General features: G+C 71.8%; 20 protein-coding genes. 15 read left to right on the forward strand and 5 right to left on the reverse strand.

The window, feature by feature from the left end; all coding sequences use genetic code 11:
• Window positions 1-95 precede the first annotated feature (95 nt).
• The 4 genes from OHS58_RS06285 to catC are packed head-to-tail and all read left to right on the forward strand — an operon-like array spanning window position 96 to window position 3,304.
• Window positions 96-1,001, forward strand: a complete 906-nt coding sequence (locus tag OHS58_RS06285; RefSeq protein ID WP_328647474.1) for a LysR substrate-binding domain-containing protein — start codon at window positions 96-98, stop codon at window positions 999-1,001.
• Entirely contained in the window at window positions 1,001-2,104 is a 1,104-nt protein-coding gene (locus tag OHS58_RS06290) for a mandelate racemase/muconate lactonizing enzyme family protein (protein ID WP_328647475.1), read from the forward strand. The genes OHS58_RS06285 and OHS58_RS06290 overlap by 1 nt, the downstream gene beginning before the upstream one ends.
• A 24-nt stretch (window positions 2,105-2,128) precedes the next feature.
• Window positions 2,129-2,980, forward strand: a complete 852-nt coding sequence (gene catA, locus OHS58_RS06295; RefSeq protein ID WP_328647476.1) for a catechol 1,2-dioxygenase — start codon at window positions 2,129-2,131, stop codon at window positions 2,978-2,980.
• Between the two features lie 33 nt (window positions 2,981-3,013).
• Complete coding sequence (catC, locus tag OHS58_RS06300; RefSeq protein WP_326950793.1) at window positions 3,014-3,304, forward strand: muconolactone Delta-isomerase; 291 nt, start codon at window positions 3,014-3,016, stop codon at window positions 3,302-3,304.
• An 89-nt stretch (window positions 3,305-3,393) separates the two neighbouring features.
• On the opposite strand, the gene OHS58_RS06305 is transcribed toward catC, so the two are convergent.
• Entirely contained in the window at window positions 3,394-4,290 is an 897-nt protein-coding gene (locus OHS58_RS06305; protein ID WP_328647477.1) for an alpha/beta hydrolase, read from the reverse strand.
• 72 nt (window positions 4,291-4,362) lie between these two features.
• Between OHS58_RS06305 and OHS58_RS06310 the strand changes: the two genes are divergently transcribed.
• Window positions 4,363-4,812, forward strand: a complete 450-nt coding sequence (locus OHS58_RS06310) for a MarR family winged helix-turn-helix transcriptional regulator (RefSeq protein ID WP_328647478.1) — start codon at window positions 4,363-4,365, stop codon at window positions 4,810-4,812.
• A 67-nt stretch (window positions 4,813-4,879) separates the two neighbouring features.
• Here the strand turns inward: OHS58_RS06310 and OHS58_RS06315 are convergent, their stop codons facing one another.
• Complete coding sequence (locus OHS58_RS06315) at window positions 4,880-5,779, reverse strand: NADP-dependent oxidoreductase (RefSeq protein ID WP_328647479.1); 900 nt, start codon at window positions 5,777-5,779, stop codon at window positions 4,880-4,882.
• A gap of 32 nt (window positions 5,780-5,811) precedes the next feature.
• A complete protein-coding gene (locus tag OHS58_RS06320) occupies window positions 5,812-6,399 on the reverse strand; it encodes a TetR/AcrR family transcriptional regulator (RefSeq protein ID WP_328647480.1) in 588 nt (195 codons plus the stop codon).
• Window positions 6,400-6,520: 121 nt separating this feature from the next.
• Between OHS58_RS06320 and OHS58_RS06325 the strand changes: the two genes are divergently transcribed.
• From OHS58_RS06325 to OHS58_RS06350, 6 genes are all read left to right on the forward strand, one after another.
• The gene (locus OHS58_RS06325) at window positions 6,521-7,201 is read left to right on the forward strand and encodes a TetR/AcrR family transcriptional regulator (protein ID WP_328647481.1); all 681 of its coding nucleotides are present in this window, start codon (window positions 6,521-6,523) and stop codon (window positions 7,199-7,201) included.
• 137 nt (window positions 7,202-7,338) lie between these two features.
• Window positions 7,339-7,533 (forward strand): ferredoxin, encoded by a 195-nt coding sequence (locus OHS58_RS06330; RefSeq protein ID WP_326950787.1) that lies wholly within the window; start codon window positions 7,339-7,341, stop codon window positions 7,531-7,533.
• Window positions 7,530-8,720 (forward strand): NAD(P)/FAD-dependent oxidoreductase, encoded by a 1,191-nt coding sequence (locus OHS58_RS06335; RefSeq protein WP_328647482.1) that lies wholly within the window; start codon window positions 7,530-7,532, stop codon window positions 8,718-8,720. The genes OHS58_RS06330 and OHS58_RS06335 overlap by 4 nt, the downstream gene beginning before the upstream one ends.
• On the forward strand, window positions 8,717-9,547 hold the full coding sequence (locus tag OHS58_RS06340) for an NAD(P)-dependent oxidoreductase (RefSeq protein WP_328647483.1): 831 nt from the start codon (window positions 8,717-8,719) through the stop codon (window positions 9,545-9,547). Before OHS58_RS06335 ends, OHS58_RS06340 begins: the two co-directional genes overlap by 4 nt.
• Complete coding sequence (locus tag OHS58_RS06345; RefSeq protein WP_328647484.1) at window positions 9,544-9,927, forward strand: carboxymuconolactone decarboxylase family protein; 384 nt, start codon at window positions 9,544-9,546, stop codon at window positions 9,925-9,927. Before OHS58_RS06340 ends, OHS58_RS06345 begins: the two co-directional genes overlap by 4 nt.
• Entirely contained in the window at window positions 9,924-11,141 is a 1,218-nt protein-coding gene (locus OHS58_RS06350; RefSeq protein WP_328647485.1) for a cytochrome P450, read from the forward strand. The genes OHS58_RS06345 and OHS58_RS06350 overlap by 4 nt, the downstream gene beginning before the upstream one ends.
• Before the next feature lie 126 nt (window positions 11,142-11,267).
• On the opposite strand, the gene OHS58_RS06355 is transcribed toward OHS58_RS06350, so the two are convergent.
• The gene (locus OHS58_RS06355) at window positions 11,268-11,879 is read right to left on the reverse strand and encodes a TetR/AcrR family transcriptional regulator (protein ID WP_328647486.1); all 612 of its coding nucleotides are present in this window, start codon (window positions 11,877-11,879) and stop codon (window positions 11,268-11,270) included.
• Between the two features lie 154 nt (window positions 11,880-12,033).
• On the opposite strand from OHS58_RS06355, the gene OHS58_RS06360 reads away from it, so the two are divergent.
• Genes OHS58_RS06360 through OHS58_RS06370 form a run of 3 tightly spaced genes read left to right on the forward strand, consistent with a single transcriptional unit; the run spans window position 12,034 to window position 14,115 of the window.
• Complete coding sequence (locus tag OHS58_RS06360; protein WP_328647487.1) at window positions 12,034-12,609, forward strand: NADPH-dependent F420 reductase; 576 nt, start codon at window positions 12,034-12,036, stop codon at window positions 12,607-12,609.
• A gap of 4 nt (window positions 12,610-12,613) precedes the next feature.
• A complete protein-coding gene (locus OHS58_RS06365) occupies window positions 12,614-13,615 on the forward strand; it encodes a zinc-binding alcohol dehydrogenase family protein (RefSeq protein WP_328647488.1) in 1,002 nt (333 codons plus the stop codon).
• Between the two features lie 38 nt (window positions 13,616-13,653).
• The gene (locus OHS58_RS06370; RefSeq protein WP_328647489.1) at window positions 13,654-14,115 is read left to right on the forward strand and encodes a nitroreductase/quinone reductase family protein; all 462 of its coding nucleotides are present in this window, start codon (window positions 13,654-13,656) and stop codon (window positions 14,113-14,115) included.
• Window positions 14,116-14,129: 14 nt separating this feature from the next.
• Here the strand turns inward: OHS58_RS06370 and OHS58_RS06375 are convergent, their stop codons facing one another.
• Complete coding sequence (locus OHS58_RS06375; RefSeq protein ID WP_328647490.1) at window positions 14,130-15,008, reverse strand: LysR family transcriptional regulator; 879 nt, start codon at window positions 15,006-15,008, stop codon at window positions 14,130-14,132.
• A gap of 98 nt (window positions 15,009-15,106) precedes the next feature.
• Here OHS58_RS06375 and OHS58_RS06380 point away from each other — a divergent pair, with 98 nt between their 5' ends.
• Window positions 15,107-15,808 (forward strand): GNAT family N-acetyltransferase, encoded by a 702-nt coding sequence (locus tag OHS58_RS06380; protein ID WP_328647491.1) that lies wholly within the window; start codon window positions 15,107-15,109, stop codon window positions 15,806-15,808.
• Window positions 15,809-15,921: the final 113 nt, after the last annotated feature.

A 15,921-nucleotide genomic window follows, 5' to 3' on the forward strand; every position in this document is an offset into this window, starting at 1 on the left:
TGTTTATCAATCACGCGATATCAAGTCTTTGTCTTCGATGAGTGCGCTCCCTACGGTGGAGTGATCGGCGACGGAGGCACAGGAGGAGGTCCGCCATGGAACTACGGCACCTGCGCTACTTCACCGTCGTCGCCGAGACGTGCCACTTCGGCCGGGCGGCCGAACTGCTGCACGTCGCCCAGCCGGCCCTGTCGCACACCATCCGGCAGCTGGAGGACGAACTGGGCGTCACCCTGCTGGCCCGCACGACCCGGCAGGTCACCGTGACGCCGGCCGGCGAGTTCTTCCTCGCCGAGGCCCAGCGGGTGCTCGCGGCGGTCGGCAACGGCGTCCGCGGGGTCCGGCGCATCGGCGAGGGCACGCTCGGCCTGGTCCGGGTCGGGTTCACCGGGACGGCCGCCTTCTCCCACCTCCCGCACCTGGCCCGGGCGCTCACGCAGCGCGTCCCGCAGGTGGAGCTGGAGGTCCGCGCCGACCTCCTCACCGCCGAGCAGTGCGAGCACCTGCGGTCCGGCACCCTGGGCATCGGGGTGCTGCGGCCGCCGGTCACCGGGGCCGACATCGACTTCCGGGTGATCGAGGTCGAACCGCTGATCCTCGCCGTGCCCGCCGACCACCGGCTGGCCGTCGAGCCCGTCGTCGCGGTGGCGGACCTGCGTGCCGAGCCGTTCGTCACCTACACCGGGCGCAACTCGGTCGTGCACGAGGCCGTCCGGCGCAGCTGCCGGGACGCCGGGTTCACCCCGCGCGAGCAGCACGAAGCCCCCGGCACCGCGACGCTGCTCGCCCTGGTCGCCGGTGGCCTCGGCGTCGGGGTCGTGCCCGCTTCCGCGCGATCGCTCCCGCTGGCCGGTGTCGTGTTCCGCGACCTCGCCGGCGCGGCGACCGTCGAGCTGGCCCTGGCCTGGCACCGCGAGACCCGTTCCCCGCTCGTCAGCACCGTCCTCGCGGCCCTCGAGGACGTCTTCCCGTCCGCACGACCACCCGCGGAGGTCACCTGATGAAGATCACCCGGGTCGAGGCGATCCCGTTCGCCATCCCGTACCGCAAGCCGCTGCGGTTCGCCTCCGGCGAGGTGCACGCCGCCGAGCACGTCCTCGTGCGGGTGCACACCGACGACGGCGTCACCGGGATCGCCGAAGCACCGCCGCGGCCGTTCACCTACGGCGAGACGCAGGCCGGCGTCGTCGCCGTGATCGAGACGATCTTCGCGCCGCAGCTGGTCGGGCTGAGCCTGCTCGACCGCGAGGTCGCCCACGCCCGGCTCGGCCGCACCGTCGGCAACCCGGCCGCCAAGTCCGCGGTCGACATGGCGATGTGGGACGCGCTCGGGCGCACCCTCGACGTCTCGGTGACGGAGCTGCTCGGCGGCTACACCGACCGCATGCGCGTGTCGCACATGCTCGGGTTCGACGAGCCCGCCGCGATGGTCGCCGAGGCACAGCGGATGCGCGACACCCACGGCATCACCACCTTCAAGGTCAAGGTCGGCCGCCACCCGGTGGCCCTCGACACCGCCGTGGTGCGCGCCCTGCGTGAGGCCTTCGGCGACGGCGTCGACCTCTACGTCGACGGCAACCGCGGCTGGTCGGCCGCCGAATCCGCCCGCGCCATGCGGGAGATGGCCGACCTCGGGCTGTTGTTCGCCGAAGAGCTCTGCCCCGCCGACGACGTCCTCGGCCGGCGGTGGCTGGTGCGGCAGCTCGACGTGCCGTTCATCGCCGACGAATCCGCCGTCACGCCCGCCGACGTCACCCGTGAGGTCCTCGGCGGCTCGGCCACCGCGATCAGCATCAAGACCGCGCGCACCGGCTTCACCCGTTCGCAGCGCACCCACCACCTCGCCGAGGGCCTCGGCCTCGAAGTCGTGATGGGCAACCAGATCGACGGCCAGCTCGGCTCCCTGTGCACGGTCGCGTTCGGCGCCGCCTACCCGCTGACGTCCCGGCGGCCCGGCGAGCTGTCCAACTTCCTCGACATGAGCGACGACCTGCTCACCGAGCCACTGTGCATCACCGACGGCGAACTCACCGTCCGTCCCGGCGCGGGTCTCGGGGCCGACGTCGATCCCGGAAAGCTCCGGCGTTATCGCCAGGACTGCTGACCCACCACGAATCAAGGAGGATTCATGACCGCCATCCACGAGACCGCCACGGCCGCCGGTTCGGGTTCCCACGCGACGGAACGGTTCAAGTCCGACAAGCTCGCCGGCGTCGCCGGGACACCGAAGGAGCGCGTCAGCCTGCTGGCCCGCGAGGTGCTCGAAGCCGTCCACGGCACCATCCGCCGCCACAAGGTGACCTACGCCGAGTACAACGCGCTCAAGTCGTGGCTCATCAGCGTCGGCGAGACCGGCGAGTGGCCGCTGTTCCTGGACGTGTGGGTCGAGCACGTCGTCGAAGACGTCGCCACCGAACACCGCGAAGGCAACAAGGGCACCATCGAAGGCCCGTACTACGTCCCGGACGCGCCCGAGCAGGGCGCCCGCGGGTCCGTCCCGATGCGCGCGGACGAGCCGGGGACGCCGCTGACCTGGACCGGGCAGGTGACCTCGACCGGCGGCACGGTGCTGGCCGGAGCGAAGGTCGAGCTGTGGCACGCCGACGCGGACGGCTTCTACTCGCAGTTCGCCCCCGGCATCCCGGAGTGGAACCTGCGCGCGGCGTTCACCGCCGACGCCGACGGCAAGTTCGAGATCCGCACGGTCCGGCCGGCGCCGTACCAGATCCCCACCGACGGCGCGTGCGGCAACCTCATCTCCGCGGCGGGCTGGCACCCGTGGCGCCCGGCGCACCTGCACGTCAAGGTGTCCGCGCCGGGTCACGAACTGCTGACCGCCCAGCTCTACTTCCCGGGCGACGACCACAACGACGACGACATCGCCTCGGCGGTCAAGCCGGAACTGATGCTGTCACCGCGCCGGGCCGCCGACGGCGAAACCATCGAGTACGGCTTCGTCCTGGACCCCGAGCGGTCCTGACCCGTCCCCTGTCCGTCCACTGTGGAGAGACCGATGCTCTATCACGTTCGCATGGACGTACGCCTTCCACCGGACCTGGACCCGGCGGAACGCACCGCCGTGCTCGCGCGCGAAAAGGAGTACAGCCAGCGGCTGCAGCGCGCGGGGAAGTGGCCACAGCTGTGGCGGATCGCGGGCGAGTACGCCAACTTCTCGATCCTCGACGTCACCGACCACGACGAGCTGCACACCCTGCTGTCCGGACTGCCGCTGTTCCCGTACATGGACATCGAGGTCACCCCGCTGGCCAGGCACCCGTCGAAGATCGACAACGGGCCGGCCTGAACACAGCGGCCTTAGGGCTGCAGGGCAGCAGCACGGGCTAGGGCGACCACGCACCTCAGGCGTCTCGGATCGGGAACGCCCGGAGCGTGTCAGCCGCGGACGCGCTGGCGCAGGAAGAGCGCGGCCCGGTCGAGCGCTTCGCCGGCTTCGTCGAGCAGGCCGGTGAACGACTGGAACACGTGCGGGACCTTCGCGGTGATGTCGAGGACGACGTCGACCTCCGCGTCGGACGCGCGCAGGGCGAGCCGGCGGGCGTCGTCGAGGAGCATCTCGTTCGTGCCGACCTGTACCAGGATGGGTGGCAGGCCGGTCAGGTCGGCGGTCACGGCCGGGCTGAGCAGCGGGTCGCGACGGTCCTGGTCCGCGACGTAGAAGCTGCTCATGCGGTCGAGACTCGCGCGGTCGAGCAGGGGATCCGCAGCCGCTTTGGTCACGATGCTTTCGCCGGTCCGGGTCGCGTCGAGGCCTGGTGAGAACGCGACGATCGCGGCCGGCATGGGGAGTCCGGCGTCGCGCGCGGCGAGTGCGCCCGTGATCGTCAGTCCGCCGCCGGCGGAGTCGCCGGCGAAGGCGATCGATTCGGGCGCGTGGCCTCGGTCGAGGAGTTCGCGGTAGGCCGTGACCACGTCCTGGACGTCCGCCGGGAACGGGTGCTCCGGCGCCAGCCGGTAGTCCAGGGAGAGGGCGGGGATCCCGGTTCTGACGACCAGGCCCGCGGTGAGGCCGAGCGCCGTGCGGGGCGAGCCGACGACGTGCGACCCGCCGTGCAGGTAGAGCAGGGTCCCGGAGCCGGGCGTGGTGTCCGGGCTGATGTGCAGCGCGGGGCGTCCGCCCAATGACGTCTCGCGCGTGTGGATGCCCTCCGGCACCGGCAGCGGGTCCATCAGCTTCACGAAGTTTTCGCGGAGTTCGGCGACGGACTGCTCGGCCCCGACGCCGGTGCCGCGGAGCTGCGCGTCCAGGCGTTCACGCTGATCTGTGGACATCGTCCTGCCTTCCACTCCGGAGTTTCTGCCAGTACAGTATATGCCATGGCAGATAGTGCAGCAGCAGATCTTGTGGCTCTCGACACGCTGTTCACCGACCTCGTTCGCGTGGAGACGCGGCTCTACAACGCGGTCACCGACCGCGTGAAGGCGGAGGCCGGTGTCGCGGGCGGGTACTTCGAGCTGCTGCGTCATGTCCGCGACCACCCGGACGCCCGCGTCGCGGACCTCGCCGCCGCCTTCGCGATCGGTGTCGGGACGACCAGCAAGATCGTCGACCGCCTGGAGAAGCAGGGCTGGCTGGAGCGTCGCCCGAATCCGGCAAACCGCCGCTCGTCCCTGCTCGCGCTGACCCCGGCGGGCGAATCGGTGGTGTCCCGGGCGGAGCCTGTCTGGCGGGCGGCGATTCAGGAGATCCTCGGCGGCGCTGTCGCCGCTGATGAGCTGACAGCGCTTTCAGCGGCGCTCCACGCCGCGCGCTCGAACCTGGAACGACGACAGCTGGGGCTCCCGGCCGGATGAGGTGACACGGTTTCGACGTCCGCCGGGCCGGCGTTGAAGGCCAGTGAGAGCACCGGATCCTGGGCGGTTACGCCTGCGGGTGCAGGACGATCCGTCCGAAGGGGCGGGTCTCGGCGAGCGCGTGATAAGCGGCTTGCACCGCGGCGAGCGGGTAGGCGGCGGCGATGGGCACGGCCAGTTCCCCCGAGGCGGCGAGATCGGCGAGACTCCGCAGACCTGGGCCGCCACCGGCGTTGACCGTGCCGAGGGCCTTGACCCCCTTTTCTTTGGCAGCTTGGTAATCGACCACGGTGTTGACGCGCTGCGGGGACACCCCGAGCGCAAGAGCGAGGTCGACGTACCCCGACCCGAACGCGTCGATGAAGGCGTCGATCGGACGACCCTCGGCCACCTCGCGGATCTGCTCGGTCACGTCGGCGCCGTAGGACACCGGGCGTACACCGAGTTCCCGCAGCCGCTCCGCGTTGCCCGGTCCCGCGATGCCGATCACCGTCGCACCATTTCGCCGGGCAAGCTGCGCGGCCGTGAGACCGACCCCGCCGGACGCGCCGGCTATGACGACGACGTCGTCCTCGCGGGGCTCGACGGCCTGGACGGCGGCCAGGCCGGCCATCGGTGTGACGTAAAGGGAACCGGCCACGTCCCACGAGAGCACGGCCGGTTTCGGGACCAGCTGCTCGACGGGGACGGCGGCGAATTCGGCGTGCGCCGCCCAGTCTTGCGCCCAGCCGAGCACCTCGTCGCCGATCTTGACGTCGTGCACGTCCGCGCCGACGGCGGTGACGGTGCCGGCCAGGTCGCGGATCGGTACGTAGGTCGCTCCGCGCAGCGCGGACAGGGTGCCGGGGTTGACGCACGACGCTTGGATCCGCACCACCGCATGACCTGGAGTGGCTTCGGGGACGGGAACCTCGTCGATCCACAACTGCTCGATGCCGTCGAATCGATCGTAACGGACGATGCGCATGGCCGGTCCTTTCGGGACGTCGGAGGTGTCGTTCACCGGCGCCGGATGAGCGGCAGCAGGATGTCGTCGACGAGGTGGTCGAGGAAGGCGTCGTCGCAGGGTTTCCCGGCCACGACGAGCCGGTGGACGATGACGGCCGGGGCGATCTCCGCGAACAGTTCCGCCGCCCGCGGGGCCAGTTCTTCGCCGTGTTCGAGCGCGCCGCGGAAGGATTCACCGGCCATCGCGGCCTCGTCGCGGTGCAGGATGCGCCGCATCCCCGCGGCCAGGTCCGGATCGCTGCGCATCCCGGCGAAGAGCGCGCCGAGCAGGCCGACTTCCTGTTCGGCGATCTCGCTCGCGAGCCAGGCCACCATCGTGGCCAGGCCGTCGCGAAGGTTGTCCGAGGTGACCTGGGGTGGTGTGGCGCCGGCCCGGTGCTCGACGGCTGCGACCACCAGCACCGCTTTGTTCGGGTAGCGGCGGTAGATCGTCGCCTTGGAGACTCCGGCTTCGGCCGCGACCGCTTCGATCGACATCTGCTCGTACCCGGAGGCGGTGAGCATGCGCAGCGTCGCGTCGAGGATCGCCACGTCACGGCCGGCGTCACGCGGCCTGCCTCGGGCCGGTGGGGTGCTCATCGGGCTGCCTGTCTCCTGATTTTAGATACGGTACCGGTTCGTATTGAAAATCTACGGGCGAGGCTCGGTCCTGTCAAACCGGACAGCCGTTAGCCTGAATTCGAGCGGGAGGTGCGCGGTGGTGGATCGGCCGAGGAGCCGGCGTGGCGAAGGGGACCAGCTGAAGGCTGACGTCCTCGCCGCGGTGAACCGGCTGCTGGCCGAGTGGGGCAGCCACGAGAAGCTGACCATGCGCGCCGTCGCGAAAGAGGTCGGCGTGGCCGCGCCGAGCATCTACCTGCACTTCGCGGACAAGACCGAGCTGGTGTGGGCCGCGCTGGCCGACAAGTACGAGCAGCTCGCGCACGCGATGCGCGTCGCCGATGCCGCCGTGGCCGCCGGTGATCCGCGCGGCAAGCTGCTGGCCCAGGTGCGCGCCTACTGCCGGTTCGCCCAGGAGAACCCCGGCCACTACCGGCTGATGTACGACGTCCGGCAGCCCGCGCTCGAGCCCGGACGGGCCGGCCGGCACCCGGCGCGGGCCGTCTCGGGGCTGCTGCGCGCGGCGGTCAACGCGTGCCTGGACGCCGGGCACTCGCTGGCCCTGCCGCCGCGGCAGGCGGCCCACACGCTCTGGGCGGGGCTGCACGGGATGGTGTCCCTGCAGCTCAGCCTGGTCGCCTCGGCCGATCCGGGCACCCTGGACGGGATGGCCGAAGGCCTGGTCGACGCGCTCGTCGCGCGGGAGGCGGTCGCCGAGCCGGTCTGCCCACCGGAGACCGCGATCGAGCGGCTGATGGCCGCGACCATCGTCGACGACTGATCCGTACTCTTCGTCCTGTTTCGGGCACGCTGTGTCATGGAACACAGTCCGAACGCTCTTGGCAGCGACCCTCGTCGGGCGTTAACTGAACTTAGTTAGGTTAGCGCTCGACGTTGTCGTCAGAGAGTGGGAAACCCATGAACATCACCGTGGACGAGGAGAAGTGCTGCGGCGCCGGCCAGTGCGTGCTGGCCGCCCCGGACGTGTTCGACCAGCGCGACGAGGACGGGATCGTCATCCTGCTCGACGCCACCCCGCCGCCGGAGCAGCACGCCGCGGTCCGCGAGGCCGCCGCGGTCTGCCCGGCCGTCGCGATCGACGTCCAGGAGTGAACGTCGTCATCGTCGGCGCCGCCGCCGCGGGCCTGGCGACCGCGGAAACCTTGCGGCAGGACGGGTTCGGCGGCACCGTCACCCTGATCGGCGACGAGGAACACCTCCCGTACGACCGGCCGCCGCTGTCGAAGCAGGTGCTCTCGGGCACCTGGTCGCACGAACGGCTCCGGCTGCGCGAGCAGGACGCCCTCGCCGCGTCGGGCATCGATCTGCGGCTCGGCACCCGCGCGGTCGCCGTCGACCCAGGCCGTCGCGAAGTCCGGTACACCGACGGCGTTGTGGCCTACGACGAACTCGTCGTCGCGACCGGTGTCCGGCCGCGCCGCCTGCCCGGCAGCGACGGAGTGCCTGGAGTCCACGTCTTGCGCGACCTGGCCGACGGCCTCGCCCTGCGGGACGTGCTCGCCGGGAAACCGCGGCTCGTCGTGGTGGGCGCCGGGTTCCTCGGTGCCGAGGTCGCCGCGGTCGCCCGCCAGGCCGGCGCCGACGTCACGCTCGTGTCCGACCTGCCCGCCCCGCTGAGCGACGTGCTGGGCCCGGAGATCGGCGAGTTCCTGCTGGGCACGCACATCGACCAGGGTGTGCGGGTGCTGCGCGGCACGCGGGTCGAGCAGGTGCTGACCGAGGACGGCCGGGCGAGCGGCGTCCGGCTGGCCGACGGCCGGACCGTGGCCGCCGACGCCGTCCTGGTCGCGATCGGCTCGGTCCCGGCCACCGAATGGCTGGCCGGCAGCGGCATCCCGCTCGGCGACGGCGTCGTGTGCGACGAGTTCTGCCGCGCCGCCCCGCACGTCTGGGCCGCCGGCGACGTCGCGTCGTGGTGGCACGCCGGGCTGGGGGAGCGGCTCCGCCTGGAGCACCGCACCAACGCCGCCGAGCAGGGCCGGGCGGTCGCCCGCAACATCCTCGCCGCGACGCCGGTGCCGTTCACGCCCGTGCCCTACATCTGGTCCGACCAGTACGACCTGAAGATCCAGATCCACGGCACACCGCGGGGCTGCGACCGGATGACCGTCGTCGACGGCAGCCTCGCCGAGCGCAAGTTCGTCGCGCTCTACGGCGCCCACGGCGTGGTCCGCGCCGCGGTCGGCGTCAACAGTCCGCGCGCCCTGCGTGCCGCCCGGGCGCACCTGAGCACGCCGACGCCGTGGGAAACCGTGACCGGACAAGGAGTTCCCGCATGAGTCAGCACCTGCGAGCCGGCGTTGTCGGGCTCGGCATGATCGGCGGCGGCGTCGCCGTCAGCCTCACCCGCCGCGGCCGGGTCCCGGTGGTCTACGACATCCGCGCCGACACCGCGGCCGCGTTTCCCGGGGCGGTGGCCTCCCCGGCCGAGGTCGCCGCCGCGGCCGACGTCGTGCTGGACGCGGTCGTCGACGCCGACCAGGCCCGCGACGTCCTGACCGGCCTGCTCACCGCCGCGCGCCCGGGGCTGATCGTGGTGCTGCTGTCGACCGTCGCCGTCCCGGTCGTGCACGAACTCGCCGCGCTCTGCGCCGCCGCCGGAGCGTCCCTGCTGGACTGCGGCGTCACGCCGGGGGACAAGGCCGCCGAGAACGGGATGGTCGCCATCCTCGGCGGCGACGCCGACGTCGTCGCACGCGCCCGGCCGGTGCTCGACGACGTCGCCAAGCGCGTCGTCCACTGTGGACCGCTCGGGGCCGGGATGGCGACGAAGATCGCCCGCAACGTCATCACCTACGGCAGCTGGACCGTCGTGCACGAAGCCGTGACGCTCGCGCGCGCCGCCGGGGTCGACCCGGCCACGCTCGTGGAGGTCATCGAGACCGCCGACCCCGGGGGAGCGACCCTGCTGTCGTGGCTGCGGGACCAGCTCGCCGAGCACCCGGCGAACCGCGAAGTGGTGCCGCAAGTGGTGAAGCTGCTCGACAAGGACCTCGCCGCGGCGCAGGAGCTCGCCGGCACGTTCGGCGTCGACGTGCCGCTGGTTTCCCTCGCTCGCGCGGCGGGTCCGCGCACCCTCGCCTACCCCGATCAGGAGGTGTCATGACCGACGACGACCGCCGCCGCCGCGGCCTGGAGATGATGGACGCCGTTTACGGCGCCGGCTTCAGCGAAACGCTGCCGGACGACGCGTCCCCGATGCTGGCCGAGACGATCGACCACCTCTTCGGCGCCATCTGGGCCCGGCCCGGACTGTCCATTCGCGACCGCCGCCTGCTCGTCCTCGGCGCCACGGCCGCACTGGGGCGCGCCGACCTCGTCGAGATCCAGGTCCGCGGCGCGCTCGCCAACGCCGAACTCACCGCCGAGCAACTGCGCGAAGCGGTGCTGCACCTGCACTTCTACGTGGGCTGGGGCAACGGCACCCAGTTCCACCGCGGCGTCGAAGCCGCCCTCGCCACGACCGGAACGGAGCCCGCGAAGTGACCACCGAACTGCCCGCCATGCCCACCACCCGCACCAGCCTGCTCGACCCGCCCGCCGAGTACCACCAGCTGCGCGAGGAGCAGCCGGTCACCCGCGTCCGGTTCCCCAACGGCCAGGCCGGCTGGCTCGTGACGCGGTTCGAGGAGGGCAGCGCCGTGTTCGCCGACCCGCGGATGAGCGCGCGGCGGCCCCGCCACGACGTCCCGCCCGACGACTCCGGCACCTCGGACGCCGACCACGGCGACGCGGGCCTCGACCCGACGTTCGTCATGATGGACGAGCCCGACCACGGCAAGTACCGGCGGCTGCTGACCGGGCGGTTCACCCCGAAGAGCGTGCAGAACACGCTGCAGCCCTACATCGACCGGATCGTCACCGAGCACCTCGACGCGCTCGCCGCCGGGCCGAAACCGGCCGACCTGATCGAGGCCCTGGCGCTGCCGATCCCGTGCCTGGTCATCTGCGAGCTGCTCGGCGTGCCCTACGGCGATCGCGACGGCTTCCACCACGCCACCGAGGTGATGATGGACGTCAGCAAGACCCACGCCGAACGCGCGGCCGGCGCGAAGTGGCTGATGGGCTACATCACCGACCTCGTCGCCGCCATCCGCCGCGACCCGGGGGCCACCGGCCTGCTGGCCGACCTGGTGCGCACCGCCGACACCGGCGAGTCGATCCTGACCGACGCCGACGTCGTCAGCATCGGCGTGCTGCTGCTGTTCGCCGGGCACGACACGACGATGGCGATGATCGGCCTGTCCGCGCTGACCCTGCTGACCCATCCCGAGCAGCGCGCGCAGCTGGTCGACGACCCGGCCAAGGTCGGCCCGGCGGTCGAGGAACTGTTGCGGTACCTGACGATCGTCCAGTTCGGACTCGGCCGCGTCGCGAAGGAGGACCTGGAACTCGGCGGTCAGCGGATCGCCGCCGGTGACCTGGTCGTCGTCGCGATGCCGGCCGCCAACCGCGACCCGCGCGCGTTCGACGCCCCCGACAGCCCGGACTTCGACCGCCGGATGACACGCCACCTCGCGTTCGGGTACGGCGTGCACCAGTGTCTCGGGCAGAACATCGCCCGCGCCGAGCTGAAGACGATCCTGCCGCAGTTGTTCCGGCGCTTCCCGGACCTGAAGCTCGCGGTCCCGGCGGCGGAGGTGCCGATGGACGTCCACGGCACCAACTACGGCGTGCGGAGCCTGCCCGTCACCTGGTGACGCCCGCGCGGTAGGCGTCGGTCGTGCCGGCTTCGACGGTGCCCGGAAGGGCTCGTAGCGAGGCGAGCCGACCGGCGCCGAGGGCGTGGTGGTCCCCGGCAGCAGAGCGGCTGGAGCGACGAAGGTCTACAGCTTCTTGAGCCGCTTCCGGTTGGCCGCCAGGACTTCGTCCGACAGGTCGGGGGCGGCGTCGGCGATGGCGCGGGAGAGGGTCAGCGCGCCGACCATCTGGCTGAACAGCGCCACGGCGCGCTCGCGGGCCTCGGCGGGGGTGAGTTCGGTGCCGGACTGGCGGGCGCGTTCGAGCAGCATCTCGGTGATGGCGGCGAAGTAGCCGTCGAGCCCGCGCCGGTACTCGGCCTGGGCGGCGGCGCCGTGGCGGCCGGCGTCGGTGACGAGGGCGGCCGAGGCGCAGCCGGCCTCGGGGTGGTCGCGGTGCTCGGCGCTGACGTACCCGTCGACCATGTCGTGCAGGGCCGCGCGCGCCGAGCGGGGATGGGCGTCGCGGATGGCGTCGAGTGCTTCGAGTGAGTCGGTGAAGCCCTGGTGGAGGACTTCGAGGGCGAGGTCGTCCTTCGAGTCGAAGTGGTTGTAGAACCCGCCGTGCGTCATGCCGGCCGACTTCATCAGCTCTTCGATGCCGATGCCGTCGATGCCGCGCAGCCGGAACCCCTCGCCGGCCGCGTTGACGATCTTCTCGCGGTTGAGCTGCTTCTGCTCCTGCGTGATGCGAGGCACGTCGACCACCTTCCCCGGCGGCCACACCGCCTCTTCCGATGATACTCATCATCAAATCGAGCGTCCACAGCGAAGCCTGGCTTGACAATTAATGATGACGATGGCAATCATAGTTATTGATGGCGGACGTCATCAAAGTCTGGAAGGGGTGGTCATGAACTTCGGCACCATCGGGGCCGGGACGGTCGCGCAGGCCATCGCCGGTCACCTCGTGGCGGCCGGCCACAAAGTGACCCTCGGCAACAGCCGCGGCCCGGACACGCTGCTCGACGTCGTGACCCGGCTGGGCCCGCTCGCGAGTGCGGGCACGGCCGCCGAGGCGGCCGCCGCCGACATGGTCTTCCTCACGGTGATGTGGCCGCAGGTCGGCGACGTGCTGGCCGGGCTGCCCGCGTGGGACGGCCGCATCCTGGTCGACACCACCAACACCTTCGCCGACGTCGAGGTCGGGACGGCGAGTGAGTTCGTCGCGGACCGGGCGCCGGGCGCGCGCGTGGTCAAGGCGTTCAACACCCTCTACGCGCCGTACATCGCCGCCGATCCCCGGCGCGCGGAAGGGCGGCAGCTGCTGTTCTACGCCGGGGACGACGGGGCCGCCAAAGCGGACTTCCGCGAAGTCGCCGACGGCCTCGGCTTCGCGCCGGTCGACGCCGGATCGCTGCGCGAGGGTGGCCGGCTGATGCAGATCGGCGGCCCGCTCTCGGCACTGCACGCCCTGAAGCAGGACTGAAGCCGTGAAGGCTCTGGCCTACGAGAGAGCACACGCACTCGACGCGTTCGCCATCAACCTGGTCGAGGTCGCCGAACCCCGGTTACGCGACGGTGACCTGCTGGTCGAGGTCCACGCGATCGGCGTCAACCCGGGTGAAGCCGCGATCCGGCAGACGCGCAGCGCCGAGCCCGGCGGCCGGGTCATCCTCGGCTGGGAGTTCGCCGGGGTTGTCGCCGCGGTCGGGCCCGCGGCCGCGGGGTTCGCGGTCGGGGACCGGGTGCTCGGCACCGGCGACATCACCCGCGACGGCAGCTGGGCCGAGCGCGTCGCGGTCGACCACCGGGTGGTCGCCAGGATGCCGGACGGGCTCGCGTTCACCGACGCCGCGTCGCTGCCCATCGGCGTCCTCACGGCCTGGGAATCGCTGTTCCGCGACCAGGACGCGCTGCCCGGCGATGTCGGCCGGGTGCTCGTCATCGGCGGGGCCGGCGGCGTCGGGTCGATGGCCACGCAACTGCTCAAGGCCACCACACCGGCGTTCGTGATCGGTACGGCCTCGCGGCCCGAGTCGCAGGCGTGGACGAGGGCGATGGGTGCCGACCTGGTCGTCAACCACCGCGGCGACCTGGCCGGACAGCTCCGCGCGGCGGGGATCGACCACGTCGACCTGGTGTTCTCGACCTCGGGCACCAGCGGTCACCTGGAGGCGATCGTCGAGGTGCTGCGGCCCTTCGGCCACCTGTCCGCCATCGACTTGACCGGCCCCTTCGACCTGGGGGCCTTCACGGGCAAGTCGCTGTCGCTGCACAGCGAGATGGTGTTCAGCAAGATCGTGACCGACGGCGACGTCGCCAGTCAGGGCCGGATCCTCGCCCGGGCGGCGGCCGACGTCGTGGCGGGCCGGCTGCGTCCGATCGTCACCACCACGCTCGAAGGCCTGACCGCCGACACCATGAAAGTCGCGCACGTGCTCGCCGAAAGCGGCCGGACCGTCGGGAAGACCGTGATCCAGATCGCCGGCTGACGCGTGAAAACCACCCTCTATGAAAGGAAGTCCCTGACGTGACCAAGGATCTGCTCGACGGTGACTACGTCCCCAGCGCCAACCCGATGACCCGCGACCAGGTCGAGCTCTACGAGCGCACCGACGGGCGCGAAGGCGCGACGATGGAAGGCGGCCCGGTGGTCGTGGTGACCATGCGCGGCGCCCGTTCGGGCAAGCTGCGCAAGGTCGCGCTGATGCGCATCGAGCGTGACGGCGTCTACGCCGTCGGCGCGTCGGCCGGCGGCCAGGCCCGCAACCCGAGCTGGTTCCACAACCTCGTCACGCACCCGACGGTCCAGCTGCAGGACGGTCCCGACCGCCGGCTGATGACCGCCCGGGTGGCCGAAGGCGCGGAGCGGGAGAGCTGGCTGACCTACGTCGACGAGCTCTACCCGTTCTTCGCCGGCCATCGCACCCGAGCCGTCGAGGCCGGCAACCGCGAGGTCCCGCTGATCCTGCTGGAACCCACCGAGAGCTGACCCGGACACCGGCATCAGCCGGACCTGACGTGCGTTGCGGTGAGGTCCCGGATCGTGACCACGCTCGGGTGCCAGGGCCGGGTGGCCGGGCCGGTGAGCACGAGCCGGCGTTCCAGGTGGGGCCGGAGCGGAATGTGGGTGAGGGTGCCGGAGAGCATACTCGCGGCCAGGGACGGCAGGATCGCGACGCCGAGGCCGGCCTCCACCATGGACAGCAACGTCATCAGCTCGCGGATGCGCCGGGCGGGCCGGTAGGGCAGGCCCGCCAGTGCGTGCAGGCGCTCGATCGGCGGCCCGAACCCGGATGTCGTGACCAGCAACGGGTCTTCCAGCAGTTCGGCCAGCTCGACGGCCTCCTCACCGGCCAGCGGGTGGTCGCTGCGGACCACGGCTTCGTAGGCGTCGGTCGCCACGTGCAGCGCGCCGCGGGGGAGCGGGTCCGGGTCGATGAGGAACGCCGCGTCGACGGTCCCGCTTTCCAGCCACTGGCCGATCTCGTCGTCGACGGCCTCGAAGACGGTGACTTCGAGGTGCGGCAGGTGGTCGTGCCACAGCCGCAGCAGCTCCGGGAGCAGCCCGCGGGCGACGGTCGGGGGCACGGACAGGCTGATCGACGCGGCCGCGGCCGCGCTGGTGTGCGCCGCGGCGGCCGCGTCGAAGGCCCGGGCCGCGGACAGCGTGGCGCGCGCGTGCGGGAGCAGCACTTCGCCCAGCGGGGTGGGCCGCACCGGGGTGGCTCGCCGGATCAGCTCGCCGCGCACCGCCGCTTCGAGCGACGCGAGCGAGTGCGACACCGACGACTGGCTCAGGCCCAGCGCGGCGGCGGCCGCGCCGAAGCCCTCGTGGTCGGCGACGGCCACGAACACGGCCAGCTGGCGCAGGGTCACACTCATCGAATCCACCGATCGAGAGATGAACGTCATCGATTTGCTTCATCTTAGGCTCGTGGAGATGCTGGAAGTGCGCCCCGCCCCGGCTTTGAGGAGACTCCGTGGTGAACCAGCTCAAGACCGACGTCGAGCACGTCCTGGACAACCCGGTCTACTCGGCCCTGTCCGGCCCGGCGCAGGCGGAGCTCGCCGAACGGCGCGGACGCGTCCTGCGCTACCGGACGGACGTGTCGCCCTTCCTCGGACTCCCGGCCGACGCGACCGAGCGGGACTGGGCCGACGCCGCCCGCCTCGTGGGTCACGGCTCGGCCGCGTACGTCCACCATTCCGGGCCGGTGCCCGCGACCTGGACCGTCGCCGACCGGTTCGACGTCGTGCAGCTGACCGCGCCGCCGGCGTTGACGGGCGCCCCGGACGCCCGGGCGGTCCGTCTCGGCGCGGCGGACGTCCCGGAGATGCTGGACCTCGCCGGCCGCACGAAGCCGGGTCCGTTCCTGCCGCGGACCATCGAAATGGGAACATACTTGGGAATCCGCCGCGACGGCGTGCTCGCCGCGATGGCGGGGGAGCGCATGCGTCCCGCCGGCTGGGTGGAGATCAGCGCCGTGTGCACGGCTCCGGACCACCGGGGCCAGGGGCTGGGCAGCAGCCTCGTGCGGGCGCTGATCGCCGGTATCGCCGGCCGGGAAGAGCGGGCCTTCCTGCACGTGGCGGCCACCAACACGAACGCGATCAGGTTGTACGAGACGCTGGGGTTCGGTGTCCGGCGTGACCTCTTCATGACGGTCCTGCGCCCGAGGTAGCGGCCGCGCCGCCGCAAGCGTCCGTGTCGTCAGGCTGATGCCGTGACCGCGCGGCCGAAGTCCCAGGCCGACGTCACCGTCCGCGGCGCCGCCGGATCATCTCGGAGCGGGCA

Source organism: Amycolatopsis sp. NBC_00348, from assembly GCF_036114655.1.
GTDB lineage: Bacteria > Actinomycetota > Actinomycetes > Mycobacteriales > Pseudonocardiaceae > Amycolatopsis.